This window comes from Propioniciclava sp. (genome assembly GCF_047602245.1).
In the GTDB taxonomy this organism is placed as follows: domain Bacteria; phylum Actinomycetota; class Actinomycetes; order Propionibacteriales; family Propionibacteriaceae; genus Propioniciclava.
Map to the genome: position 1 here is coordinate 509708 of NZ_JASGHT010000001.1, position 23887 is coordinate 533594.

General features: G+C 68.9%; 20 protein-coding genes. 6 read left to right on the plus strand and 14 right to left on the minus strand.

Annotated features, from left to right (window positions below; genetic code table 11):
• The first annotated feature begins 268 nt into the window (after positions 1–268).
• Together QM708_RS02445 and QM708_RS02450 are read left to right on the plus strand one after the other, a co-directional pair.
• Positions 269–1180, plus strand: coding sequence for an endonuclease domain-containing protein (locus tag QM708_RS02445; protein WP_415104046.1), 912 nt, complete (start codon positions 269–271; stop codon positions 1178–1180).
• A gap of 162 nt (positions 1181–1342) precedes the next feature.
• A complete protein-coding gene (locus tag QM708_RS02450) occupies positions 1343–2134 on the plus strand; it encodes an isoprenyl transferase (protein WP_415104048.1) in 792 nt (263 codons plus the stop codon).
• Here QM708_RS02450 and QM708_RS02455 read toward each other — a convergent pair whose 3' ends face one another.
• From QM708_RS02455 to QM708_RS02470, 4 genes are all read right to left on the minus strand, one after another.
• Positions 2135–3043 carry a universal stress protein gene (locus QM708_RS02455; RefSeq protein WP_415104050.1) on the minus strand — a complete coding sequence of 303 codons (909 nt, stop codon included), beginning with the start codon at positions 3041–3043 and terminating at the stop codon, positions 2135–2137. It lies immediately after the preceding gene.
• An 81-nt stretch (positions 3044–3124) separates the two neighbouring features.
• The gene (locus QM708_RS02460) at positions 3125–4453 is read right to left on the minus strand and encodes an MATE family efflux transporter (protein ID WP_415111235.1); all 1329 of its coding nucleotides are present in this window, start codon (positions 4451–4453) and stop codon (positions 3125–3127) included.
• Positions 4450–5880 carry an argininosuccinate synthase gene (gene argG, locus QM708_RS02465; protein ID WP_415111236.1) on the minus strand — a complete coding sequence of 477 codons (1431 nt, stop codon included), beginning with the start codon at positions 5878–5880 and terminating at the stop codon, positions 4450–4452. The genes QM708_RS02460 and argG overlap by 4 nt, the downstream gene beginning before the upstream one ends.
• A 111-nt stretch (positions 5881–5991) precedes the next feature.
• Positions 5992–7014 carry a Bug family tripartite tricarboxylate transporter substrate binding protein gene (locus QM708_RS02470; protein WP_415104052.1) on the minus strand — a complete coding sequence of 341 codons (1023 nt, stop codon included), beginning with the start codon at positions 7012–7014 and terminating at the stop codon, positions 5992–5994.
• Positions 7015–7119: 105 nt separating this feature from the next.
• On the opposite strand from QM708_RS02470, the gene QM708_RS02475 reads away from it, so the two are divergent.
• Together QM708_RS02475 and QM708_RS02480 are read left to right on the plus strand one after the other, a co-directional pair.
• Complete coding sequence (locus QM708_RS02475; protein ID WP_415104054.1) at positions 7120–8244, plus strand: L-talarate/galactarate dehydratase; 1125 nt, start codon at positions 7120–7122, stop codon at positions 8242–8244.
• A gap of 18 nt (positions 8245–8262) precedes the next feature.
• A complete protein-coding gene (locus QM708_RS02480; RefSeq protein WP_415104056.1) occupies positions 8263–9000 on the plus strand; it encodes a FadR/GntR family transcriptional regulator in 738 nt (245 codons plus the stop codon).
• Positions 9001–9011: 11 nt separating this feature from the next.
• Here the strand turns inward: QM708_RS02480 and ppgK are convergent, their stop codons facing one another.
• Together ppgK and QM708_RS02490 are read right to left on the minus strand one after the other, a co-directional pair.
• A complete protein-coding gene (gene ppgK / locus QM708_RS02485; protein ID WP_415104058.1) occupies positions 9012–9755 on the minus strand; it encodes a polyphosphate--glucose phosphotransferase in 744 nt (247 codons plus the stop codon).
• On the minus strand, positions 9752–11134 hold the full coding sequence (locus QM708_RS02490) for a sugar porter family MFS transporter (protein ID WP_415104060.1): 1383 nt from the start codon (positions 11132–11134) through the stop codon (positions 9752–9754). The genes ppgK and QM708_RS02490 overlap by 4 nt, the downstream gene beginning before the upstream one ends.
• Positions 11135–11378: 244 nt before the next feature.
• On the opposite strand from QM708_RS02490, the gene QM708_RS02495 reads away from it, so the two are divergent.
• Positions 11379–13970, plus strand: a complete 2592-nt coding sequence (locus QM708_RS02495; protein ID WP_415104062.1) for a PEP/pyruvate-binding domain-containing protein — start codon at positions 11379–11381, stop codon at positions 13968–13970.
• Here the strand turns inward: QM708_RS02495 and gdhA are convergent.
• The 8 genes from gdhA to QM708_RS02535 all read right to left on the minus strand — a co-directional run bounded on the left by gdhA (position 13963) and on the right by QM708_RS02535 (position 23046).
• On the minus strand, positions 13963–15306 hold the full coding sequence (gdhA, locus tag QM708_RS02500; protein ID WP_415104064.1) for an NADP-specific glutamate dehydrogenase: 1344 nt from the start codon (positions 15304–15306) through the stop codon (positions 13963–13965). The two genes, QM708_RS02495 and gdhA, sit on opposite strands and share 8 nt — an antisense overlap.
• Positions 15307–15468: 162 nt before the next feature.
• Positions 15469–17232: a 2-isopropylmalate synthase gene (gene leuA / locus QM708_RS02505; RefSeq protein ID WP_415104066.1), complete on the minus strand. Its 1764-nt coding sequence runs from the start codon at positions 17230–17232 to the stop codon at positions 15469–15471.
• A 184-nt stretch (positions 17233–17416) separates the two neighbouring features.
• Entirely contained in the window at positions 17417–18658 is a 1242-nt protein-coding gene (locus QM708_RS02510) for an FUSC family protein (protein ID WP_415104068.1), read from the minus strand.
• Positions 18659–18664: 6 nt separating this feature from the next.
• A complete protein-coding gene (era, locus tag QM708_RS02515) occupies positions 18665–19678 on the minus strand; it encodes a GTPase Era (protein ID WP_415104070.1) in 1014 nt (337 codons plus the stop codon).
• The gene (locus tag QM708_RS02520; RefSeq protein WP_415111238.1) at positions 19675–21054 is read right to left on the minus strand and encodes a hemolysin family protein; all 1380 of its coding nucleotides are present in this window, start codon (positions 21052–21054) and stop codon (positions 19675–19677) included. Before QM708_RS02520 ends, era begins: the two co-directional genes overlap by 4 nt.
• An 85-nt stretch (positions 21055–21139) precedes the next feature.
• On the minus strand, positions 21140–21595 hold the full coding sequence (gene ybeY / locus QM708_RS02525; RefSeq protein ID WP_415104072.1) for an rRNA maturation RNase YbeY: 456 nt from the start codon (positions 21593–21595) through the stop codon (positions 21140–21142).
• Positions 21596–21604: 9 nt separating this feature from the next.
• Complete coding sequence (locus QM708_RS02530) at positions 21605–22555, minus strand: PhoH family protein (protein ID WP_415111240.1); 951 nt, start codon at positions 22553–22555, stop codon at positions 21605–21607.
• Between the two features lie 53 nt (positions 22556–22608).
• Entirely contained in the window at positions 22609–23046 is a 438-nt protein-coding gene (locus tag QM708_RS02535; RefSeq protein ID WP_415104074.1) for a DUF5709 domain-containing protein, read from the minus strand.
• A 77-nt stretch (positions 23047–23123) separates the two neighbouring features.
• Here QM708_RS02535 and QM708_RS02540 point away from each other — a divergent pair, with 77 nt between their 5' ends.
• On the plus strand, positions 23124–23852 hold the full coding sequence (locus tag QM708_RS02540) for a queuosine precursor transporter (RefSeq protein WP_415104076.1): 729 nt from the start codon (positions 23124–23126) through the stop codon (positions 23850–23852).
• Positions 23853–23887 lie beyond the last annotated feature (35 nt).

Here is a 23887-nt window from a genome sequence, read left to right on the forward strand (position 1 = left end):
TAGCCACCCTGGTAGCTCAGCAACGCGACTTTCTCGCAAGAATCAGCCACTCGAGGGGGTCCAGAGGCCACCCAGGGCCCGTTGAGTGGTCGATTCTTGCGAGGACAAGCCGATGCACGGACGCCTTCAGCTTCATCCTCGCCCAGCCACCCAGCGACACCAGACCCAGCGCCCGCGAGCACACCTCACGCTTGTGGATAGCGCAGAGTTGTCCACACAGCACCCGATTGGGGCTGGTCGTCACCACCCGGGCGCGCTGCAATGAGGCATGCATCGTTTTGTCGAGGACGCCCTGGACGCCGGGGGCGGCGTGGTCGCCCGGCGCGACCATCCCGAACTGGCCTACGCGCTGCGCCGCGGGTTGGAGGACGGCAGCCTGCTCGCGCTCTTTCCGGGCGTCTACAGCCGGTCGTGTGAGGCCGACGACCTTGAGGTCCGCGCCCGCGCCGTCTGCCTCGCCTACCCGGACGCGGTGGTGACCGGTTTGGCCGCCGGCATCCTCGGGGGCTGGAAGGGGCTGCCACCGGCCAGCTTCGTCGATGCCGCCACCCATGGCACACGCGTGTCGAGGCCGGGATTCAGGCTCGAGCGCCGCAGCATTCACCCACGACTGATCCGGCGCATGGACGGCTATCGCATCACCACCCGTGCCTTGACCGCCATCGACCTGGCGCTCGTCTACCACGACCGCTATCTCGATGATGCTCTGCGCTGCGGCGTCGCCCCGTTCGATCTGCGCTACGCCCTCAGTCTGCAAACCGGACGCCGTGGGCTCGCCTCGATTCGCCGCACGGTGCATCAACTCCGCGACCGGCCATGGTCGATCCTGGAGCGAACCGCCCATCAACTCCTGCGCGATGCGCACATCGAGGGCTGGGTGGCGAACCGCGCCCTCACCGACCGAGACGGCAACCTGATCGGCTACGGCGATCTGATCTTCGCTAACCTGGCATTGGTCATCGAACTCAACAGCGATACCTACCATCGCTCACCCGACCAGGTCGCCCGCGATGCCCAGCGCGACCTGCGTCTGGCCGAGGCAGGCTGGGAGGTGATCCGGATCAGGTCCGCGGTCGTCTTCGGTACGCCGCGAGAGTTCGTCAGGATCGTGCGCAGTCTCGTCCGCGCCCGGCAGCACCGGACGCCGCCGGGCGGCCATCGCATCCGGGTCGCCTCGTGAACTCGGTTTCGCAAGAATCAGCCACTCGACGGGGTCCGGGTGCTCCCCAGCCACCCTCGAGTGGTTGATTCGTGCGAAATCACCCGGGGTGGCCGGCCGACGCCGGGTTTCCCCTAGGCCCAGCACCGTGCCGCTTGGACGCGCGCGCACTACGCTCGACCTGTGAGCCCGATTCCTCCTCGACCGCATCCCTCCGGCGCACGTCCGCCGCAGATTCCGGCCTCGCTGATCCCCAAGCATGTCGCGATCGTGATGGACGGGAACGGGCGATGGGCGAAGCAGCGCAACTTGCCCCGCACGGACGGGCACGCACGCGGCGAGGCGTCCTTGCTGGACGTGATCCATGGCGCGGTCGAGGCGGGGGTGAAGTATCTGTCGGCGTACGCGTTCTCCACCGAGAACTGGAAGCGCTCGCCGGCCGAGGTGCGCTGGCTGATGGGGTTCAACCGTGACGTGATCCATCGCCGCCGCGACGAACTCAACGACCTGGGGGTGCGCATCGTGTGGGCCGGGCGCACCCCGCGGCTGTGGAAGAGCGTCATCGACGAACTCAAGGTCGCCGAGCAGATGAGCCGGCACAACGACACGCTCACCCTGCAGTTCTGCGTCAACTACGGCGGCCGCGCCGAGATCGTGGACGCCGTCCGCTCGCTGGCCCGTGCCGCCGCCGAGGGCCGGATCAACCCTGACAAGATCTCGGAGGCCTCGTTCCGTTCCCACCTGTACGCGCCGGACATTCCCGATGTCGACCTGTTCATCCGCTCCTCGGGCGAGCAGCGCACGTCGAACTTCCTGGTCTGGCAGATGGCCTACGCCGAGATGGTGTTCTTGGACCGGCTATGGCCCGACTTCGACCGCCGCGACCTGTGGCACGCCCTCGAGCTGTACGCCCAGCGCGACCGCCGCTACGGTGGGGCGATCCCCAACGAGATCACCCCACCGACCAGCGACTGACTAGCGCTTCTTCTTCGGCGCACGCACCACGATCACCGGGCACAGCGTCTCGCGGACCACCGCGCGGCTGGTCGAGCCGAGCAGCAGGCCGGCGAATCCGCCCAGTCCGCGGGCGCCGACGACCACCAGGCTGGCCTCACCCGAGGCCGTGATCAGCGCGGACGCCGGACGGTCGGGCTTGACCTCCAGGTGGTACTCCAGCCCCGGGTACTCGGACGCGTAGTTGTCGATCAGGTCGCTCATGTGGCCCTTGATACCGGCCACGACCGCCGCGATGTCGATGCCCGCCTCGGCGAGGCCGAGCGTCCACGTGGTCAGGTCGACCGCATGCACCGCATGCAACCGGACGCCGCGCGCCAGCGCCTCGGTCGCCGCATACCGGAACGCCCCCTCCGACTCGGGGCTGTCGTCCATGCCGACGATCACCGGACCGCCGGGAATACCGAGCGCCTGATCGTGGATCACCGCGACCGGGCCGTGCGCGTGCGCAATCACGGCGAGCGCGGTGCCGCCGAGGGCGCGCGCCCGCAGCGGCGCGGTCTGGCCGCGCGCGCCGATGACGACCAGTTCGGCCGTCTTGGACGCCTGCGCGAGCGCATACGAGCCCATCGCCTCTTCGATCCGCGCCTCGATATTCAGGCCCGGATGCTTGGCGACGATGGTGTCGCGCAACTTCTTGAGATTGTGCCGCGCCTCGTCGTGCAGGCGCGACGGCCAATCACCTGCGGCCATCGCCCCGTACAGGCTGTTGCGGTGCGGGATCGGGACCTCCGGCAATGCCGTGAGAATCACCAGGTCCTTTCCGCGTTCGACCGCTCGGTCTGCCGCCCATTCGACCGCGATCGTGGCCCGACCGGAGAGGTCGGTTCCCACAACGATCTTTCCAGTGGCATCGAAACTGATGGACATAGCCCCTGCTCCCTCCTCGGTGAGTGAAGCCCGCTGCGCCGTGGTGCCGGGTTACCTCCCACCATACGCCGCCGGACGGCCTCAGGCGCCGGTACGCATCCAACCCGTGCCGCGGGTGCGGACGCCGAGCGCCACGCCGCGGGCGAACAGCCACACGGTGTAGGCGCCCCACAGCCAGGCCAGGCCCGCTCCGGTCGCCATCACCGCCAGCGCGAACGGCGCGTACACCAGCGTGGTCACCACCCCCGCGAGCGCCAGGAAGCGGGCGTCGCCGGCGCCGATCAGGATGCCGTCGAGCTGAAAGGCGATCGCGCCGATCGGTGCCGCGGCCGCGAGCATGAGCAGGGCGGCGGCTGCGACCTCCTGCACCGCCGTCTGCGTTCCGAACAGTCCCGCGACCGGCACGCGCGCCAAAGCCAGCACGATCCCGATCACCACACCGAACCCGACGCCCCAAGCGAGCACACGGGCCAGCACCCCGCGGGCCGCGCCACGGTCCCCCGCGCCCAACCGCAGGCCGACCAGGGCCTGGGCGGCGATCGCGAAGGCGTCCAGGCCGTAGGTCATCAGCGACCACGCCGCGGCCACCACCTGATGGGCGGCGAGTGCGACGGTGCCCAGTGAAGCGGCGGTGACCGTGGTCAGCGCCAGGGCCGCCTGCAAGGTTCCGTTGCGCAGCACCAGCCAGCCACCCATCCGGGCCGCCACCAGCACGCCCGCCGGACGCGGTCGCAGCCCGACGCCTTCGCGCCGCGCCCCGCGCAGCACCAGGCCGGCCATGATCAGCGCGCCCACCCACTGCGAGGTCGCCGTTCCGGCGGCCGCGCCCTCGATGCCGAACCCGAGCCCCAGGACCAGCACCAGGTTGAAGGCGATGTTGAGCAGGTTGATCGTGACCACGACGCGCAGCGGCGTCCGGGTGTCCTGCAGGCCACGCAGCACCCCGGTCGAGGCGAGCATCAGCATCTGCGCGGGCAGGCCGAGCGCGACGATCCGCAGGTATTGCGCACCGAAGGCGGTCACGTCGGGGGCGCCGCCGTACCAGCCGAGAATGACCGGCGCCCCAGGCACCAGCACTGCGGCAGCCAACGCGCCGAGGATGATCCCGAGCACCAGCCCGTCCAGGCCGCCAGCCAGTGCTCCGGCACGATCGCCGGCGCCGAGCCGGCGCGACACGGTGGCGGTGGTGCCGTAGGCCAGGAACACCGACAGCCCCACCACGATCCCGAGCACGCTCGAGGCGAGCGTCAGACCACCCAGTTGGGACGCTCCGAGGTGCGCGATGACGAGGGTGTCGACCAGCACCAGCAGCGGTTCGGCGATGAGCGTGGCGAACGCCGGGATCGCCAGCCCCAGGATCTCCCGATCGAGGCGGCGCCCGGCGTTCGTAGGCCCAGGTGCGGGGGTCAGTCGGTCCCCGCCTCCATGCCCGAGATCATCTGCGCGGCCTCGATGGCGTCCGGGGTCGCGTCGCTGCTCGCGGCGATCGCCCGGGCCTCGCCCTGATCAAGCTCGCCGACCAGCTCGGAGATCGCCCCGCCGACCAGACCGAGCGAGGAGTACTGCTCCAGCCGGGTGCGGGTGTCGGCGATGTCGAGGTTGCGCATGGTCAGCTGGCCGATCCGGTCGACCGGGCCGAACGCGGCGCCCTGCACCCGCTCCATCGACAGCTTCTCGGGGTGGTAGGACAGCGCGGGGCCGGTGGTGTCGAGGATCGAGTAGTCCCAGCCGCGGCGCAGCTTGAGCGTCACCTCGCCGGTGATCGCCGAGGCCACCCACTGCTGCAGCGAGGTGCGGATCATCAGCGACTGCGGGTCGAGCCAGCGGCCCTCATACAGCAGCCGGCCGAGCTTGCGGCCCTCGTTGTGGTAGCTGGCGACGGTGTCCTCGTTGTGGATCGCGTTGACCAGGCGCTCGTAGGCGATGTGCAGCAGCGCCATGCCGGGCGCCTCGTAGATGCCGCGGCTCTTCGCCTCGATGATGCGGTTCTCGATCTGGTCGGACATGCCGAGCCCGTGGCGTCCGCCGATGGTGTTGGCCTCACGGACCAACGCGACCGGCGAGGCGAAGGTCTGCCCGTTGATGCTGACCGGGATGCCCTGCTCGAAGGCGACCGTGACGACCTCGTGCGCGATCTCGACGTCGTCGCGCCAGTAGGCGACCCCCATGATCGGGTCGACGATCTCGATGCCGGTGCCCAGGAACTCGAGCTTCTTGGCCTCGTGCGTGGCGCCCCAGATGTTGGCGTCGGTCGAGTACGCCTTCTCCTTGGAGTCGCGGTAGGGCAGCTTGCGCTCGGCGAGCCACTGGCTCATCTCGTCGCGGCCACCCAGTTCGCTGACGAAGTCGGCGTCCAGCCACGGCTTGTAGATGCGCAGCTGCGGGTTGGCCAGCAGGCCGTAGCGGTAGAACCGCTCGATGTCGTTGCCCTTGTAGGTGGAGCCGTCGCCCCACACGTTCACGTCGTCCTCGCGCATGGCGCGCACCAGCATCGTGCCGGTGACCGCACGGCCCAGCGGCGTGGTGTTGAAGTAGGGGACGCCGGCGCTGCGGATGTGGAAAGCGCCGCAGGCGAGCGCCACCAGGCCCTCGTTGACCAGTTCGGTGGTGCAGTCGACCAGCCGGTAGCCCTCGGCGCCGTACTCGCCGGCGCGACCGGGAACCGAGTCGATGTCGGGCTCGTCGTACTGCCCGATGTCGGCGGTGTAGGTGTAGGGGATGGCGCCCTTTTCTCGCATCCAGGCGACCGCCACCGAGGTGTCGAGGCCGCCGGAGAAGGCCAGGCCGACCTTCTCCCCGACAGGGAGCTTCATGAGCACTTTGGACATGCGCGCGATTCTAGACCCGGACGCCCGCCCGCCCTCGCGCCGGGTGCGGACGTGGAACCGGGCCGCGCACCAGTCAGGGAGGTACGCGGCCCGGAACACCGGACGGGTGCGAAGGAGAGTTCAGCCGCCCAGGTCGATGTTGTTCTCCGCGACGACGCGCTTGGCCTCCGCGACGGCCTCGGTCATCTGCTTGACGACCGCGTCGGCGTCGACCTCCCAGCGGGAGAACTGGTTCTGCTTCAGGTAGTCGCCGTACTCGGCGTTCTTGAACGCCTCGGTCAGCGTCTGGCGCAGCTTGGCCTTCACGGCGTCCGGCATGCCCTTGGGGCCGGCCACGAAGCGGCGCTGGTCGACGAACACGTCGTAGCCGAGTTCGGCGGCGGTGGGCACCTCAGGCAGGAACTCCGAGCGCTGGCGCCCGTAGATGCACAGCGGCTTGAAGACGCCGTCCTTCACCTGGGACATGCCCTCGGCCAGCTGGCAGCTGATCGCGTCCACCTGGTTGCCCATCAGCGCCGTCACCGACTGGGAGCCGCCGGTGAACGGCACGTCCACGTGACGCGCGCCGGACTTGGCCATCAGCCAGGCGCCGGCGAGTTGAGTGCCGGTGCCCACACCCGCGGTGCCGTACTTGAGGCCGTTGACGGCGAGCGCGTCCTTCAGGGTGGGGAATTCCGAGGCGCGCTGGCCGTTGACCACGAACATGTAATCCTCGACGGTGAGGCCGCCGATGACGTCCATCTGGTCGATCGTGATCGCCTCGCTGTCCTTGGTGGTCAGCGGGGTGATCGCCATCAGCGTCTGGAACAACTCGACCAGCGTGTAGCCGTCGGCCGGACGCCCCAGGGCCTCCTTGCCGCCAAGCATGCCGTTGGCGCCGGGCTTGTTGACGATGGCCAGCGACTGGCCCAGCGACGGCTCCCAGGCCTTGGCGACGGCGCGCCCGATCAGGTCGGTACTGCCGCCGGGAGAGTTGGGCAGGACGAACTCGACGGGCTTGGTCGGGTAGTTGACCGCGGCGGCGGTGTTGGTGTTCGCGTTGGCGCCGCCCTGGACCGAGCAGCCCGTCAGGGCGAAGGCCGCGGCCGATCCGGCCAGACCGAGGAACGCGCGGCGGGAAGTGATCGTGGTGCCGAAATCCATGGGGGGATTCCCTTCACTCGTCGTTGAGATGCTTCCATCGTGACACCTCTCGTCAGACGAGTCAATCACTTGTATGATCATTGCCATCTCGAGCAAAGGAGCCCGATGTCCGACACCATCGCGCACGTCACACTGAGCGCCGTCGTCCTGCCGCTGGCCACCCCGATCAGCGATGCCAAGGTGTTCACCGGACGCCAGCGGCCGATGACCGAGGTCCACTTCCTGGTCGCCGAAATCCGCACCGCCGAAGGACAGGAGGGAATCGGCTTCTCCTACAGCAAACGCGCCGGCGGCCCGGCCCAGTTCGCGCACGCCCGGCAGATCGCCGACAACCTGATCGGCGAGGACCCCAACGACATCGGCAAGCTCTTCGTGAAGCTGCTGTGGGCCGGCGCCTCGGTCGGACGGTCCGGCGTGGCCGTCCAGGCGCTGGCCGCCATCGACGTCTGCCTGTGGGACCTCAAGGCCAAGCGCGCCGGGTTGCCGCTGGCCAAGCTGATCGGCGCGCACCGCGACGGCGTCCGCACCTACAACACCTCCGGCGGATTCCTGCACACCCCGCTGGAGGAGATGCTGGACAACGCCACCGCCTCGCGCGAGGCCGGCATCGGCGGCATCAAGATCAAGGTCGGCCACCCCGACCGCAGCGTCGACATGCGCCGCCTCACCGCCATGCGCGAGCACCTGGGCGACGACTTCCCGCTGATGGTGGACGCCAACCAGCAGTGGGATCGCGCCACCGCGATGCGGATGTGCCGGGCGATGGAGGAGTTCAACCTCGTCTGGATCGAGGAACCGCTGGACGCCTACGACTACACCGGCCACGCCGACCTGGCCCGGGCGATCGACACCCCGATCGCCACCGGCGAGATGCTCGCCTCGGTCGCCGAGCACGTCAAGCTGATCGAGCACCGTTCCTGCGACATCATCCAGCCCGACGCCCCCCGCATCGGCGGCATCACCGAGTTCCTGAAGTTGTCGGCGCTGGCCGATCAGGCCGGACTGTCACTGGCGCCCCACTTCGCGATGGAGATCCACTGCCACCTGGCGGCGACCTATCCCCGCGAGCCTTGGGTGGAGCACTTCGACTGGCTCGACCCGCTGTTCAACGAGCGGATGGCGATCGCTGAGGGCCGGATGATCGTCTCCGAGCGCCCCGGCCTCGGGGTCACCTTGTCCGACCAGCTACGGGCGTGGACGACGGACACCTGCGAGGTCGGCGTCCGCTGACGCGCTAGCGTCAGGGCCATGGCAGCCACCTTCGATCGCGACGATCCGCGCGGCCTCGGGCACGCGCTCACCGGCGTCCTGAGACAGCGGATCATCGAGGGCGATCTGGCCCCCGGCGCCCTGCTGCCCTCGGAGTCGGCGCTGTCGGAGGAGTTCGGGGTGAGCCGGACGGTGGTCCGCGAGGCCACCGCGGCGTTGCGCGCTGCCGGGCTGGTGGAGACGTTCCAGGGCCGCGGCTCGTTCGTGCTCGGGCAACCAGTGACGTCTCCGGTTCTGGTCGGGAATGATTCCGCGCCGCCGTGGCTGCAGGTGCGTGGCGCGCACGATGTGCTGGCCATGATGGACATGCGACTGGGGCTGGAGCCCCAGTCGGCGGCATTGGCCGCGCAGCGCCGGACGCCGGCGCAGCTGGCCTCGATCCGGCGGGCGCTGGCCACCTTCGCCGGCCTGGAGGGCGAACGCGTCCACCTGATCGAGGCCGACTTCGCCTTCCACGCCCGGATCGCGGAGGCGTCCGGCAACCGCTACATCGCCTCGGTGCTCAAGGCGGTAGGCCCGCGGGCGATCCTGGCCCACCGGGCCGGGATGCAGGGCGACGCCCTGGTCACCGACGACGAGCATTTCGCCCGGCTGGTGCACGAGCACACCGCGGTCGCCGAGGCGATCGAACGATCCGACGCCGAGGGGGCCGCGGCCGCCATGACCGCGCACTTACGCCGGTCCCGGGCGAGGATCGCTCCCCCGGGACCGGCGTAACGGACGCTCGCTCAGGCGGTCACGCGCGCGGCCTCGACGGCCGCCCCCACGATGCCGGACTGGTTGAGCAGCTGCGCGGGCACGATCTCGGTCTTGAGATCCAGCCGCGGCAGGAACTTCTCCGACTTCTTGCTGACTCCGCCGCCGACGATGAACAGATCCGGCGAGAACAGCATCTCCATGTGGCTGAAGTAGCGCTGCAGGCGCACCGCCCACTTCTTGTAGCTCAGCTCCTCGCGCTCGCGCGCCGCCGAGGACGCCCGCGTCTCGGCATCGAAGCCGTCGAGTTCGATGTGGCCGAGTTCGGTGTTGGGCACCAGCGTGCCGTCGACGAACACCGCCGTGCCGATGCCGGTGCCGAGCGTGACGATGATCACCACACCGTTCCGGTCACGGCCGGCGCCGAACTGCATCTCGGCGATGCCCGCGGCGTCCGCGTCGTTGAGGATGACCGCCGGATGGCCGATCTTCTCGCTGAGCTGCTGGGCGAGATCGACGCCGATCCAGCCCTTGTCGACGTTCGCGGCCGAGCCGATCACGCCGTGACGGACGATGCCCGGGAACGTGCAGCCGACCGGCCCGTCCCAGCCCGCCTGATCGATGACGGCCTTGACCGTATCCAGCACCGCCGGCACCGTCGCGGGCTGCGGCGTCGGGATGCGCACCCGTTCCCCGGCGAGGTCGCCACGTTCGAGGTCGACCAACGCACCCTTGATGCCGGTGCCGCCGATGTCGATGCCGAATCCGTTGCTCATACCATTTCCTCCAGTTCCATGCCGCGGGTCTCCTTGATGAACTTTGCCACGAAGAAGAACGACAGCAGTGCCATTGCGGTGTAGATGCCGTAGGCCAAGCCGAGACTCATCGCCGCCAGCGGCGGGAAGGTCTGCGACACGATGAAGTTGGCGATCCAGTTCGCGGCGCCGGCGATCGCGATCGCGTAGGCGCGGATCTTGTTGCTGAACATCTCACCGAGCAGCACCCACATGATCGGGCCCCAGCTCATGCCGAAGAAGACCACGTACAGGTTCGCCGCGACGACGGCGAGGATGCCGATCCCGGCAGCCAGGACGGGCTGGCCGTCCTCCACCGGCGCGGTGCCGAAGATGAACGCCATCGTGCCCAGCGTGGCCGCCATGCCGATCGAGCCGACCAGCAGCAGCGGCTTGCGGCCCACCTTGTCGATCAGCGCGATGGCCAGGATCGTGGTCGCGATATTGGTCACCGAGGTGATCACGCCGGTGAGCAGGGCGTCGGACTCGGTGAAGCCGACCGCCTCCCACAGCATCGTGGAGTAGTAGAAGATCACGTTGATGCCGACCAGTTGCTGCAGCACCGCGAGCGCCATGCCGACCAGCACGATCGGCAGCAGCTTGCCATCGGGGCCGCGCAGCACCGCCGCCGACATCTGCGACTCTTCCGACAGCGTCGACCGGATGTCGGCGATCTTCTCGTCGATGGATCCGCCCACGTACTGGGTGAGGATCTGGGCGGCCTCGTCCAGGCGTCCCTTGCCGATCAGGAAGCGCGGGGATTCGGGGATCGTGAAGGCGAGGACGCCGTACAGCAGGGCCGGGATGCACTCGGCCATGAACATCCAGCGCCACGCCTCCAGCCCGAACCACAGCACATTGCCGGCACCGCCGGCGGCTTGGGCGAGCGCGTAGTTGGACAGCAGCGAGACGAAGATGCCGAGCACGATGGCGAGCTGCTGCATCGACCCCAGCCGTCCGCGGACCTCGGCCGGCGACACCTCGGCGATGTAGGCCGGCGCGATGACGCTCGCGGCGCCCACCGCCAGGCCGCCGATCAGGCGGAACACGGTCAACGACCAGATGTCCCAGACCAGGCCGCAGGCGAGCGAGGTCACGAAGAACAGCAGCGCGGCCAGCTTCATCACCGTGATCCGGCCCAGCTTGGCCGAGATCGGCCCGGCGAACCAGGCCCCGACCGCACACCCGAGCAGCGCGCTCGCGACCGAGAACCCCAGCTGCACCGCGCCGACACCGCTCCAGGTGCCGATGGCGCCGACCGCGCCGTTGATGACGGCCGTGTCGAAGCCGAAGAGGAAGCCGCCCATCGCCGCCGCGGCGGCGATCGTCACCACCCGCGAGATCGGGGGGACGGGGGCCACCCGTCCTACGGAGCCACTGCCAGATATGTCAACCATGCTTCAACACCACCTCGTGTAGAACGGTTACCTTCCCGGTCGGCGGCCTGGCCGGCCAACCGGGTTAACCGCCGAGTTTGCTCTATTTCGACAAGGAAGAGCAATCCTTTTCCTTCACGACCTGGTCACAATCCGCGCACGCGCGGCGCTGCCGCCCGATCGGGACAGGCGTCGGCGCGGCGCACGCGGGGCCGGTAGCGTTTCGCCCATGGATGCGACGCCGCAACACCCGGGAACCGGAATCGTCGGGCTCGACGCTGCGATCGACGGCCTGCGCATCGGAGACAACGTCGTGTGGCAATGCTCGACGCTCGACGATTTCGCCCGCGTCCTGGCCCCGTTCCTGCGCTCGGCACGCGCCGAGGGACGCCGGCTCGTCTACGTGCGCTTCGCCGACCACGACAAGTTTCTGGGCGGCGACGACGTCGAGGAGCACCTGCTCGACCCCTCAGCCGGCTTCGAGCCGTTCGCGGTGGCCGTCCACGACCTGATCGCCGCGACCGGCCCCGAGGCCTTCTACGTGTTCGACTCGCTGGCCACCTTGAGACATGCCTGGCATTCGGACCTGATGGTGATGAACTTCTTCAAGGTCACCTGCCCGTTCCTGTACGAGCTCGACACGATCGCCTACTTCCCGCTGCTGCGCGAGCAGACTACGCTGGCCACGCTGGCCGGCATCCGGGAGACGACCCAGGTGCTGTTCGACCTGCAGGTGGTCGACGACGAGGTCTACGTGCACCCGCTCAAGGTGGACGGCCGCTCCTCACCGACCATGTTCTTCCCCCACTACGTGCGCGGGCGCGAGGCGACGCCGGTCACCTCCTCGGAGGCGTCCGCCCGCCTGTCGGCCGCCCAGGGACGCCGGCGCGGGCGCCCCGATCATTGGACGCGCCTGGTCGATCGCGCCTTCGACGCCCTCGACGCCGGGCTGGACGAGCAGGTGCACGCGCACGGCGTCCTCGCCGACGCGCTGCTGGGCCGCGACACCGAGCGGATGGGTGGCCTGGCCCGGCGGCACCTGCGCCTGAGCGACCTGGTGTTGATCGCGTCCCGCCTGGTCGGCACCGGCAATATCGGGGGCAAGGCCGTCGGCATGCTCACCGCGCGCGCCATTCTCGCCCACGACCCGGCCGGCCGGTTCAGCGAGCACCTGGAGCCGCACGACTCGTTCCACATCGGCACCGACGTGTTCTACACCTACCTGGTCACCAACGGCTGGTGGCATCACCGCCTCGAGCAGCGCTCCCCCGACGGCTTCCTGGAGGCGGGCGCCGCGCTGCACGCCGAACTCCCGCACGGCCGGTTCCCGGCGCCCGTGCGCGAGGAGTTCCTGCGCATGCTCGAGCACTACGGCCAGGCGCCGATCATCGTCCGGTCGAGCTCGCTGCTGGAGGACAATTTCGGCAACGCCTTCGCCGGCAAGTACGACTCGGTGTTCCTGGCCAACCAGGGCACCCCCGAGGAGCGCCTGGAGGCGCTCGAGGACGCCGTCCGCACCGTGTACGCGTCCGCGATGAGCCCCGACGCCCTCGCCTACCGCCTGACCCGCGGTCTGGCCGGCGCCGACGAGCAGATGGCCATCCTGGTCCAGCGCGTCTCCGGCGACCATCACGGGTCGCTGTTCTTCCCGCACGCCGCCGGCGTGGCGAACTCCTCCAACCTGTACACCTGGGATGCCGAGGTGGACGCCGAGGCCGGCATGCTGCGGCTGGTGATCGGCATGGGCACCCGCGCGGTCGACCGGACCACCACCGATCACGCCCGCATCGTGGCGCTGGACGATCCGCTGCGCGGACGGCTGTCGGATCCCGAGGACCTGTCGGCGCACAGCCAGCGCCGCGTGGACGCGGTCGATCTGGCCACGAACACCTTCAGCACCGTCCGGCTGGACGACCTCACCAGCACCGACATCCGCGCCGACTGGTCGCTGTTCGTCAGCCCCGACCGGGCGGTGTTGCGCCGGCTGGTCGAGCGCGAGCGCAGTTCCGGACGCCGCGCGCGGCCCGGACCACCGCCGGTGGTCGCCGACTTCCGCGGCCTGCTGGCCGGCACCGCCTTTCCGGGGGTGATGCGCGCCATGCTGGCCGCGCTGGCCGAGGCCTACCACTACCCGGTCGACGTCGAGTTCACCGTCAACATCAATGCGGCCGGGGCGCCGCGGATCGGCATCGTGCAATGCCGGCCGTTGCAGACCCGCGGCCCGGGTGCGGCCGTCGCGATGCCCGAGGTCGCCGATCCTGACGGCGTCCTGTTCGCCTCCCAGGGCGAGTTCATGGGCGGCAACGTTCGCCTGCCGCTGGATTATGTGGTCTCCGTCCGCCCGGACGCCTACATGAAGCTGGGCAGCCCGGCCCGGCACGCCGTCGCGCGCGGGATCGGTGCGGTCAACCGGGCCCTGGCCGGCACCCAGTACCTGCTGATGGGTCCGGGGCGCTGGGGAACCACGACCGTGTCGCTGGGCGTGCCGGTGCGGTTCACCGAGATCAACCATGCGGCAGCGCTGGTCGAAGCCACCTACGCCGAGGGCGACTTCCGGCCCGAACTGAGCTACGGCAGCCACTTCTTCCAGGATCTGGTCGAGACCGGCATCTTCTACGCCGCCATCTTCGGCGAGCGGCCGGACGTCACCTTCCATCCCGAGATGGCGCTGCAGCGACCCAACCTGTTCGGCTCGCTGGTCCGCGACGCCGAACCGGGCCTCGCGGAGGTGATCCACGTGGCCCGGCTCGAAGGATTGGAGCTCTACTCCGACATCGTCAGCCAGCGCGTGGTGTGCGCGCCGGCGTCCGCGCTCAGATGACGCCCAGGGCCATCATCGCGTCGGCGACCCGCAGGAAGCTGGAGATGTTGGCGCCGATGACGTAGTCGCCGGGGGCGCCGTACTCCTCGGCGGTCTCGTAGCAGCGCGCGTGGATGCCGACCATGATGTCGTGTAGCCGCTCCTCGGTGTGCTCGAAGGTCCACGAGTCACGCGAGGCGTTCTGCTGCATTTCCAGCGCCGAGGTGGCCACGCCGCCGGCGTTGGCCGCCTTACCGGGCGCGAACCGGACGCCGCCGGAGGTGAACGCGCGGATCGCGTCCGGGGTGGCCGGCATATTGGCGCCCTCGGCGACCAGGGTGCAGCCGTTCTTGATCAGCGCACGGGCGCCGCCGATGTTGAGCTCGTTCTGGGTGGCGCAGGGCAGCGCGATATCGCAAGGCACGTCCCAGATCGAGCCGTCCGCGACGAACCGCGCGCTCGAGTTAGCGTCGGCATATTCGCTGATCCGGCCGCGGCGGACCTCCTTGAGGTCCTGGATCTGGGTGAAGTCGAGACCGCTCTCGTCGACGATGTAGCCGCTGGAATCGGACATCGCGACCACGGTGCCGCCGAGCTGGTTGACCTTCTCGACCGCGTAGAGGGCCACGTTGCCGGAGCCGGACACGACAACCTTCTTGCCGTCGAAGCTTTCCCCGGACAGCTTCAGCATCTCGTTGGCGAAGTAGACGGTGCCGTAGCCGGTCGCCTCGGTGCGCGCACGCGAGCCACCCAGCGAGATCGCCTTGCCGGTGAGGACGCCGGACTCGTAGCGGCCGGTCAGCTTCTTGTACTGGCCGAAGAGGTAGCCGATCTCGCGGCCGCCGACGCCGATGTCACCGGCGGGCACGTCGACGTCGGCGCCGATGTGGCCCGACAGCTCGGTCATGAACGACTGGCAGAACCGCATCACCTCGTTGTCGGACTTGCCCTTGGGGTCGAAGTCCGAGCCGCCCTTGCCGCCGCCGATCGGCATGCCGGTCAGCGCGTTCTTGAAGATCTGCTCAAAGCCGAGGAACTTGATGATGCCCAGGTAGACGCTGGGGTGGAAGCGCAGGCCGCCCTTGTAGGGGCCCAGCGCGCTGTTGAACTGGACGCGGAAGCCGCGGTTGGTGTGGACGCGGCCGCGGTCGTCCTGCCAGTTGACCTTGAAGATGATCTGGCGGTTGGGCTCGCAGATGCGCGGGATGATGCCCGACTCGACATACTCGGGGTGCTTGTCGATCACCGGGGCCAGCGACTCGAGAACCTCGCGGACGGCCTGGTGGAACTCCGCCTCCCCGGGATTGCGCCGCACGACGATGTCGAATTCCTCTTGAAGGACGGGGCTCAGTTCCATGAGGGTCTCCTATGACTGTGAGGTAACACCGTGTAACAACGGCGTGACGCAGTGTAGGGACAAGGCGGTGGCGTTCGCAGGACGTTCCACCAGAAGAGCCCGGGCACGGCAAGGGCCGGCCATCCCCCACTGGGGAACGGCCGGCCTCTGCGTCGTGGAGTGTCAGTCCTCGCGATCGCTGCGGTTGACGGCGCTGATCACGGCCTTCATCGACGCGGTGGCGATCGAGGAATGCCGCCCGATGCCCCACAGGATGCGGGTGCCACTGTCGGTGTCGATCTCGACCTCGACGTAGGCCGCGGCCAGGGCGTCACCCCCCGAGCTCAGCGCGTGCTCGCTGTAGTCCAGCACCCGCACCCGGAAGCCGGCCATGCCCAGGGCGTCCACGAATGCCGACAGCGGACCGTTGCCCTCACCGCTGATCTTCCGCTCGGCACCGTTCACCGTGACGGTCGCCTCGACCGAGTAGGAGCCGTTCTCGGACTGGGAGTTGTTGCGGACCAGCTGCAGCGGGGTCTCGTCGCCGAAGTACTCCGCCTCGAAGATCTCCCACATCTGCTCGGGGCTGACCTCGCCGCCGACCTCGTCGGTGTGCTGCTGCACGACCCGGCTGAACTCGATCTGCAGACGGCGCGGCAGGTCCATCTTGTGGTCGTTCTTCATGATGTAGGCCATGCCGCCCTTGCCGGACTGGCTGTTGACCCGGATCACGGCTTCGTAGGTGCGGCCCACGTCGAACGGATCGATCGGCAGGTAAGGCGCCTCCCAAGCGATCTCGTGCACGCCCTTGCCCTGCGCCGCGGCGCGCTTGTCCAGCGCCTCCAGGCCCTTCTTGATCGCGTCCTGATGCGAGCCGGAGAACGCCGTGTAGACCAGGTCACCGGCGTAGGGATGCCGCGGGTGCACCGGCAGGCCGGTGCAGTACTCGACCGTGCGGCGGATCTCGTCGATGTTGGAGAAGTCGATCTGCGGGTCGATGCCCTGGCTGAACAGGTTCATGCCCAAGGTGACCAGGTCGACGTTGCCGGTGCGCTCGCCATGGCCGAACAGGCAGCCTTCCACGCGGTCGGCGCCGGCCATGATGCCCAGCTCGGTCGCCGCCGCGGCGGTGCCCCGGTCGTTGTGCGGGTGCAGCGAGATCGCGACGTATTCGCGGTTGTCGATGTGCCGGCCGAAGTACTCGATCTGGTCGGCGTAGGTGTTGGGCGTGCTCATCTCCACCGTGGCGGGCAGGTTGAAGATGATCTCGCGGTCGGGGCCGGGCTGCCACACCTCGGCGACGGCGTTGCACACCTCGATGGCGTAGTCGGTCGGGGTCTGGGTGAAGATCTCGGGGCTGTACTGGTAGCCGAACTCGACGTCGCCCAGGTGCTTCTCGGCGTACTTCATCACCAGTTCGGTGCCGCGCTTGGCCATGCCGATGCACTGGGCCTCATCGATGTTGAACACGACGCGGCGGAACAGTTCGGCGGTGGCGTTGTACAGGTGGATGTTCGCCCGGCGTGCGCCGACCAGCGACTCGGCGGTGCGGGAGATCAGGTCCTCACGCGCCTGCACCAGCACCGAGATCTGCACATCCTCGGGGATGCGATCCTCGTCGATCAGTTTGCGGACGAAGTCGAAATCGGTCTGGGACGCCGACGGGAAGCCGACCTCGATCTCCTTGTAGCCCATCTTGACCAGCAGATCGAACATCTTCAGCTTGCGGGAGACGGTCATCGGGTCGATCAACGCCTGATTGCCGTCGCGCAGGTCGGTCGACAGCCAGCGCGGCGCCTGCGTGATCTTCTTGTCCGGCCAGGTGCGGTCGGGGACCTGCACCGGCTGGAACGCGGTGTAGCGGTGGAACGGCATCGGGCTCGGCTGCTGCACGGGCTTGCCCTGCTGAACGCGGGTGCCGAAACGGGAGGTAGCGGTGGTGGTCATGGTGGTTCCTCACATCTGCGTGAATGAGTGGGATGCCAGGCGCATGCAGAAACTCCGCAACGAGGAAGCCCGACCGGCTCAACCTCGCCGTGTGGTGAGGAGCCCTAGGCCTCGCTGCGGCGACCAAGAAGCAGGTTCGCCCAAGCCATGTCGGCGATGGTACACCACTGCGGCGGCGACGTGCTCATCCCCACAGCTCGGAGGCGTCGTCGTCGCTCTCCGAAGGCGGGACCGGGGCGTCGTGCGGACCGTAGGGACGCCCCCAGGTATCGGTCAGCGCATCGTGCGCCGCCTCCCGCGACAGGCCGGTGATCTGCAGCAGGTCGATCACCAGCGCCCGCAGCACGGACGCTAGCGCGGCCGGCCGCCAGTCCTCCTCGGCGAGTTCGGCCGGGGCCACCCGCGAGGCGATCTCGAGCAAGGCTGCGCGAGCCTCGTCCGGACGCCGCCACTGCCCTACCGACACCGCGAGCGCGTGTGCGGCCTGGGCGACACCCCGGACCAGGGCGCCGAGTTCGGGCATCGGGCCGACTTCCTCGGTCATGCCGCGCGCCTGCCGGACCAGCATGTCGGCGACGCGCCGGGCGCGGGCTGCCAGCCGGAAGACGCGTTCCAGCTCGGCCACCTCACCGCGCTGGCGCCACAGGCTCGGGTTGAGCCTCACCACGGCGCGGGCGGTGACCAGCGTCTCCTCCCAGCTTTCGGAGAGGTTACCGACCGCACGCGCCTGCCCGCGGGCGTCCCGCATGATCTGGCGGTCGCCGGTCGTCAACCCCTTGCTGACCATCGTGACCAGGGTGGCGAGTTCGGTGAGCGTCGCGGCGGCGTAGCGACGGGGCCGCTCGGTCGGGTGGCGTGGCAGCAGGATCGCGAACACGAACGCGACCCCCGCGCCCACCACGGCGTCGATCCACCGGCCGGTGAAGCCACCGGTGGCCGCCTGCCACCAGGACATGCCGACCACCACGACCGCATTCACCCCGGCCTGGATGGTGGTGAGGTCACCGTGGTCGAGGAAACGCCCGATCACCCCGCCGACCATGAGCGCGACGCCCATCTGCCACCAGCCGAGATGGATCCACCCGGCCAGGAGTTCGCCGATCAGGACGCCGACCGTGGCCCCTACGCCCAGCTCGGCCACCTTCCGCGGCACCCGGTCGACCTTGAAGCCCAGGCACACCCAGGCGGCGATGGGCGCGAACATCGGCACCGACCGGCCGAGCAACTGCTCGGCGATCAGGTAGGCCAGCGAGGCCGCGAAGGCGGCGGTGAGCATCGGCCAGAGCGCTCCGCGCACCCGGCGGACGCCCTGGCGTGCGAGCGCGGTCGCGAAGGCGAGCGCGCCCCATGTCCGCACGTCGAACCATCGACGGCGTTCTTCACGGGCGTCGCCGGGATCGGTGGCGCCGGGGGTGGCGGCGTCCACGACGGCTCAGAACCCGAGGCGGTTGAGGTGTTTCGCGTCCCGCTGCCAGTCCGGCAGCACCTTGACATGCAATGCCAGGTGCACCGGCATGCCGAGCAGTTCGCGGGCCTGCAAGCGGGCATCCCGGCCCACCTGCTTCAGCCGCTCGCCGCGGTGGCCGATGATGATGCCCTTCTGGCTGTCGCGCTCGACGATGATGGAGGCGAACACCTCCATCATCGGCTTGTCGGCGGGGCGATCCTCCCGCGGGCGCATCTCGTCGATCACGACCGCGATCGAGTGCGGAAGCTCATCGGTGACGCCTTCGAGGGCCGCCTCGCGGATCAGTTCGGCGATCCGGGTCTCGACCGGCTCGTCGGTGGTCTCGCCGTCGGGGTACAGCGGCGGGCCGGGCGGCAGATGACTCATCAGCTCGTCGAGCACGATGCCGACCTGGTCGCCGGTCAGCGCCGAAACCGGCACGATCGCCTCCCAGCGGATGCCGAGCTCCTCCTCCAGCGAGGCGATCTTGATCAGGTGCTGGGCGATCCGCTCGGGACCGACCAGGTCGGTCTTGGTGGCCAGCGCCACCAGCTTCGGACGCCGGGGCAGCGAGGCGATCTCGCGGAGCAGGTACTCATCGCCCGGACCGACCCGCTGGCTGCACGGCAGGCAGACGCCGATCACGTCCACGCCCGCCCAGGTCTCGTAGACCAGGTCGTTGAGGCGCTGGCCGAGCAGCGTGCGCGGACGGTGCAAACCGGGCGTGTCGACCAGCACCAGCTGGGCGAGCGGACGGTTGACGATGCCGCGAATGATCCGCCGCGTCGTCTGCGGCTTGGAGGAGGTGATCGCGATCTTCTCCCCCACGATCGCGTTGGTCAGCGTCGACTTGCCGGCGTTGGGGCGTCCAACGAAACAGGCGAAGCCCGAACGGAACCCCTTCGGGACGGGCAGCGGGCCCGGCGCGGGCGCGCCGGCCTGACGGAACAGCGCCAGCTCGGCGGCGTCCAGGCCCTCGGTGTCGAATGGTTCGGTCATGCTTCCTCCTCCGCCGGAGACTTGGGTGACTTCGGGTCGACCCGCCAGCGCTTCGATTCTCCCGTGGCCAGCGCCACCGCCGCATCCACGCCGGCGTCGGCGTCCGCGTCGGCCACCAGGCCGGCCACGATCGTCTGAATGGTGTGCCGGCGTCCGGACGCCCGCTCGGCAACCAGCTCGATCCCTTCCCAGACCACGACCGAACCGGGGATCGGGATGCGGTTCAATTCCTTGGCCATCAGGCCGAGCACCGTGTCCACGTCCTCGTCGTCGACCTTGAGGCCGAACAGGTCACCCAGCTCGTCGACTCCCAGCCGGGAACTGACCCGGAAACGTCCATCGGCGAGTTCGATCCACGGCGGGATCTCCTCGTCGTACTCGTCGACGATCTCGCCGACGATCTCCTCCAAGATGTCCTCGATGGTGGCCAGGCCCGCGGTGCCGCCGAACTCGTCGATGACGATGACGACATGGCTGCGGTTCAACTGCATCTCGGCGAGCAGGTCGTTGACCGGCTTGGAATCCGGGCAGAACGTGGGTTCGCGCATCAGCGAGTCGACGGTCTCCGACGACTGGCCGCCCGGATTGTCGTACAGGCGGCGGATCAGGTCTTTGAGGTAGAGGACGCCGAGCACATCGTCGACGTCGTGGCCGATCACCGGGATACGGCTGAAACCCGAACGCAGCGCCAGCGACAGGCCTTGCCGCAGCGTTTTGCCGGCCTCGATCCACACCATCTCGGTGCGCGGCACCATCACCTCCTTGACGATGGTGTCGCCCAGTTCGAACACCGAATGGATCATCCGGCGCTCGCCGTCCTCGATCACCTCCGAGGCCTCCGCCATGTCGACCAGCTCACGCAATTCGGCCTCAGAGGTGAATGGGCCGTCCGTGAACCCGCGACCGGGGGTGATCACATTGCCGATCACGATCAGGATCTGCGGGATCGGGCCCAGCACGGTGGTCAGCGCGCCGGTCAAGCCGGCCGTGCGCAACGCCACGGCGTCCGCGTGCTGGCGGCCCAGCGTGCGCGCGGCCACCCCGAGCAGCACGAACGACACGATCAGCATCGGGCCGATCGTGTACAGCAGGCGCTCCCAGAGCGCCTCGAAGTGGGTGAACACCACCACTCCCACCATCGCCATGGCGCTGAACTCCAGCAGCATGCGGCCAAAAAGCAGGGTGTTCAAGTAAGGCGCGGGATCCTGGGTGATCTGGACCAGCCGCTCGGCGCCACGGGCGCCCTCCTTCAGGTGCGCTTCCGCGCGGGACTTACTGAACGACTGCAGGGCACTTTCGATCGTGGTGAAGATGCCGGCCACAAGCACGAACACTGCGGCGACCGCCAGCACGATCCACTCAGTCTCGGTTAACAGGGGTTACTCACGACTCCTCGTTAGGACTGCCGCACAGTCTAGCGGGCGCGGGAGCACTCCTCCCAAGGCAGCCGGGCGTCTTCGATCAGCGGCGGGAGGAGTCCCAGGCGGCGATGATGCGGTCGTTCAGGCCGAACATCACCGCGTGCTCGTCGGGTTCGGCGTGGTCGTAGCCGAGCAAGTGCAGCAGTCCGTGGATCAGCAGGTAGTCGGCCTCGCCCTCGGGCGTCCGCCCATTCTCGGACGCCTGCGCGGCGGTCACCGTCGGGCAGAGCACGATGTCGCCCAGCAATCCGAGCGGGGGCTCCTCGTCGTCATCGGCGGGGGGGCGCAGCTCGTCCATCGGGAAACTCAGCACATCCGTCGGACCGGGCAGGTTCATGAACCGCTGGTGATAGTCGGCCATGGTCGCCTCGTCGACGAGCAGGATCGACAGATCGGCCTGGGGATGGATGCGTAGTTCGGCGAGGGCGAAGCGCGCGAGCTTGACGAGCCGCTGCTCGTCGACCTCCACGCCGGACTCGTTGTTCAGGTCGATCACGCCGTCATCCTATCGGCGGCCGGGTGCGCGGCTCTCGTGTCGCGGGGGTGAGGTGGACTCGTAGCGGTCGTAGGCGGCGACGATGCGCCCGACCAACTGATGGCGGACCACGTCGCGGTTGGTGAGTTGGCAGAACGCGATGTCGTGGACGCCGTCGAGGATCTGCTGCACTTCGCGCAGGCCGGACTTCTGGCCGCCGGGCAGGTCGACCTGGGTGACGTCGCCGGTGACGACCATCTTGGAGTTGAAGCCCAACCGGGTGAGGAACATCTTCATCTGTTCCATCGAGGTGTTCTGGGCCTCGTCGAGGATGATGAACGCATCGTTCAGCGTCCGGCCGCGCATATACGCCAACGGTGCCACCTCGATGGTGCCGGCGGTGAGCAGTTTGGGCACCGAGTCGGCGTCCACCATGTCGTGCAGGGCGTCGTAGAGCGGACGTAGGTAGGGGTCGATCTTGTCGTTCAGCGTGCCGGGCAGGAAGCCAAGCCGCTCGCCGGCCTCGATCGCGGGACGGGTCAGGATGATCCGGTTGACCTCCTTGGCCTGCAACGCCTGCACGGCCTTCGCCATGGCGAGGTAGGTCTTGCCGGTGCCGGCCGGGCCGATGCCGAACACGACGGTGTGGGCGTCGATCGCGTCCACATAGCGTTTCTGGTTGAGCGTCTTGGGCCGGATGGTGCGCCCGCGCGTGGACAGGATGTTCTGCGTCAGCACCTCGGACGCCTGCACTCCGTCGGGCTCGGTGGCCATCGAGACGATCCGCTCCACGGCGTCCCCGGTCAGGCCTTGGCCGGTACGGGTGATGGTGACCATCTCGGTGAGCACCTCGACGCCCTGGGTGACCGCCTCGGGCGTGCCGGCGAGGGTGATCTCGTTGCCGCGCACGTGCACGTCGGCGTCCAATGCGCCCTCGAGGATGCGCAGGAATTCGTCATGCGGCCCCACGATCGCCACCATCGGGAGGGACGCCGGGACCGTAAAGCGGCGGCTCGCCGCCGCAGTGACCTCACTCACTCGACGTCGTCATCCTCGGGCTCGATGATGTGCATGGCTGCCTCTTCGGCGGACGCCGCCCCGCCGTCGATGCCGACCGAGAACGCCACCGCCTCGTGCGTGCTGTCGGTGCCGCCCTCGCCGCGGTTGGCGTCCACGAGGCGTCCGGCGCGGATCGCGCCCACCTCGCGCGACTCCCCCTCGGGATTCCACGGCGAATCGTCGGGCGCGGTCGCCTCGGGTTGCTCTTGGGCGACCCTCATCTCGAGTGTCTCGCCTTGGCGCATCTCGGCGGGCGTGTTGCCGAACCCCTGGGCGGGCGACCAGTGGTCGGGCGCGATGTACCCCTCATCGAGCACGTCGTCGACACCGCGGTCGATGAGCGTGTCTGCGGCTTGAAGCTGCTCGACGGTGCTGTCACCGGAGCCCTGGTCGTCGAATCCATTCTCGCTCATGCACCGATCCTGCCACCTCCGGCCGACATTTTGGGGCACATCGGCGCCGAGTGTTGGTACGGGTACGCTGCCATCCCGTGACAGCCTCTCTCCGCACCAGCCCAGCCACCGAGAACTTCCCGCACGTGCGCGGCAACTACGACCTGATCGTGGCCGTGTTCGTCGCCTTGCTGATCATCTCGAACGTGGCCGCCACCAAGCTGATCCAGTTCGGCCCCGACGTGCTGGTCGGCGGATTCCCCGTGCTGCCGATCATCACCGACGGCGGCGCCTTCCTGTTCCCGCTCACCTACGTGCTGGGCGATGTGCTCGCCGAGGTGTACGGCCTGCGCCGCGCCCGCCGCGCCATCGCGGTCGGGTTCGTGATGAGTGCCCTGATGAGTCTCACCTTCTGGCTGGTCTCGGCCACCCCGCCGGCCGCCGACTGGCCGAACCAGGACGCCTGGGTCGCCGTGCTCGGCTTCGTGCCGCGCATCGTGCTGGCCAGCCTGGCCGGCTATCTGGCCGGGCAGCTGCTGAACGCGTGGGTGCTGGTGCGGATCAAGCAGCGTTTCGGGCAGCAGCGGCTGTGGGTGCGCCTGGTCAGTTCCACCATCGTCGGCGAGTTCGTCGACACGCTGCTGTTCTGCACGATCGCGTTCGGCCCGCTGGGCGCCTTCCTGGGCGGTGGCTCGATCCCCGGACCGCAGCTGATCAACTACATCGTGGTCGGTTTCGTCTACAAGGTGACCGTCGAGATCCTGCTGCTGCCCATCACCTACCGCGTGATCGCGGGCGTGAAGCGGCGCGAGCCCGACCTGACCTGAGGACGCCACACACCTGAGGACGCCGCCGGGCGGGT

Bases quoted from the DNA above. Each gene is read 5' to 3' on its own strand.
- QM708_RS02455 (WP_415104050.1), bottom strand. From the start codon at position 3,043: ATGTCCATCAGTTTCGATGCCACTGGAAAGATCGTTGTGGGAACCGAC.
- QM708_RS02495 (WP_415104062.1), top strand. From the start codon at position 11,379: ATGGATGCGACGCCGCAACACCCGGGAACCGGAATCGTCGGGCTCGAC.
- era (WP_415104070.1), bottom strand. From the start codon at position 19,678: ATGACCGAACCATTCGACACCGAGGGCCTGGACGCCGCCGAGCTGGCG.
- QM708_RS02530 (WP_415111240.1), bottom strand. From the start codon at position 22,555: ATGGTGGCGATCGTGGGGCCGCATGACGAATTCCTGCGCATCCTCGAG.
- QM708_RS02470 (WP_415104052.1), bottom strand. From the start codon at position 7,014: ATGGATTTCGGCACCACGATCACTTCCCGCCGCGCGTTCCTCGGTCTG.
- QM708_RS02475 (WP_415104054.1), top strand. From the start codon at position 7,120: ATGTCCGACACCATCGCGCACGTCACACTGAGCGCCGTCGTCCTGCCG.
- leuA (WP_415104066.1), bottom strand. From the start codon at position 17,232: ATGACCACCACCGCTACCTCCCGTTTCGGCACCCGCGTTCAGCAGGGC.
- ppgK (WP_415104058.1), bottom strand. From the start codon at position 9,755: ATGAGCAACGGATTCGGCATCGACATCGGCGGCACCGGCATCAAGGGT.
- QM708_RS02445 (WP_415104046.1), top strand. From the start codon at position 269: ATGCATCGTTTTGTCGAGGACGCCCTGGACGCCGGGGGCGGCGTGGTC.
- QM708_RS02480 (WP_415104056.1), top strand. From the start codon at position 8,263: ATGGCAGCCACCTTCGATCGCGACGATCCGCGCGGCCTCGGGCACGCG.
- gdhA (WP_415104064.1), bottom strand. From the start codon at position 15,306: ATGGAACTGAGCCCCGTCCTTCAAGAGGAATTCGACATCGTCGTGCGG.
- QM708_RS02535 (WP_415104074.1), bottom strand. From the start codon at position 23,046: ATGAGCGAGAATGGATTCGACGACCAGGGCTCCGGTGACAGCACCGTC.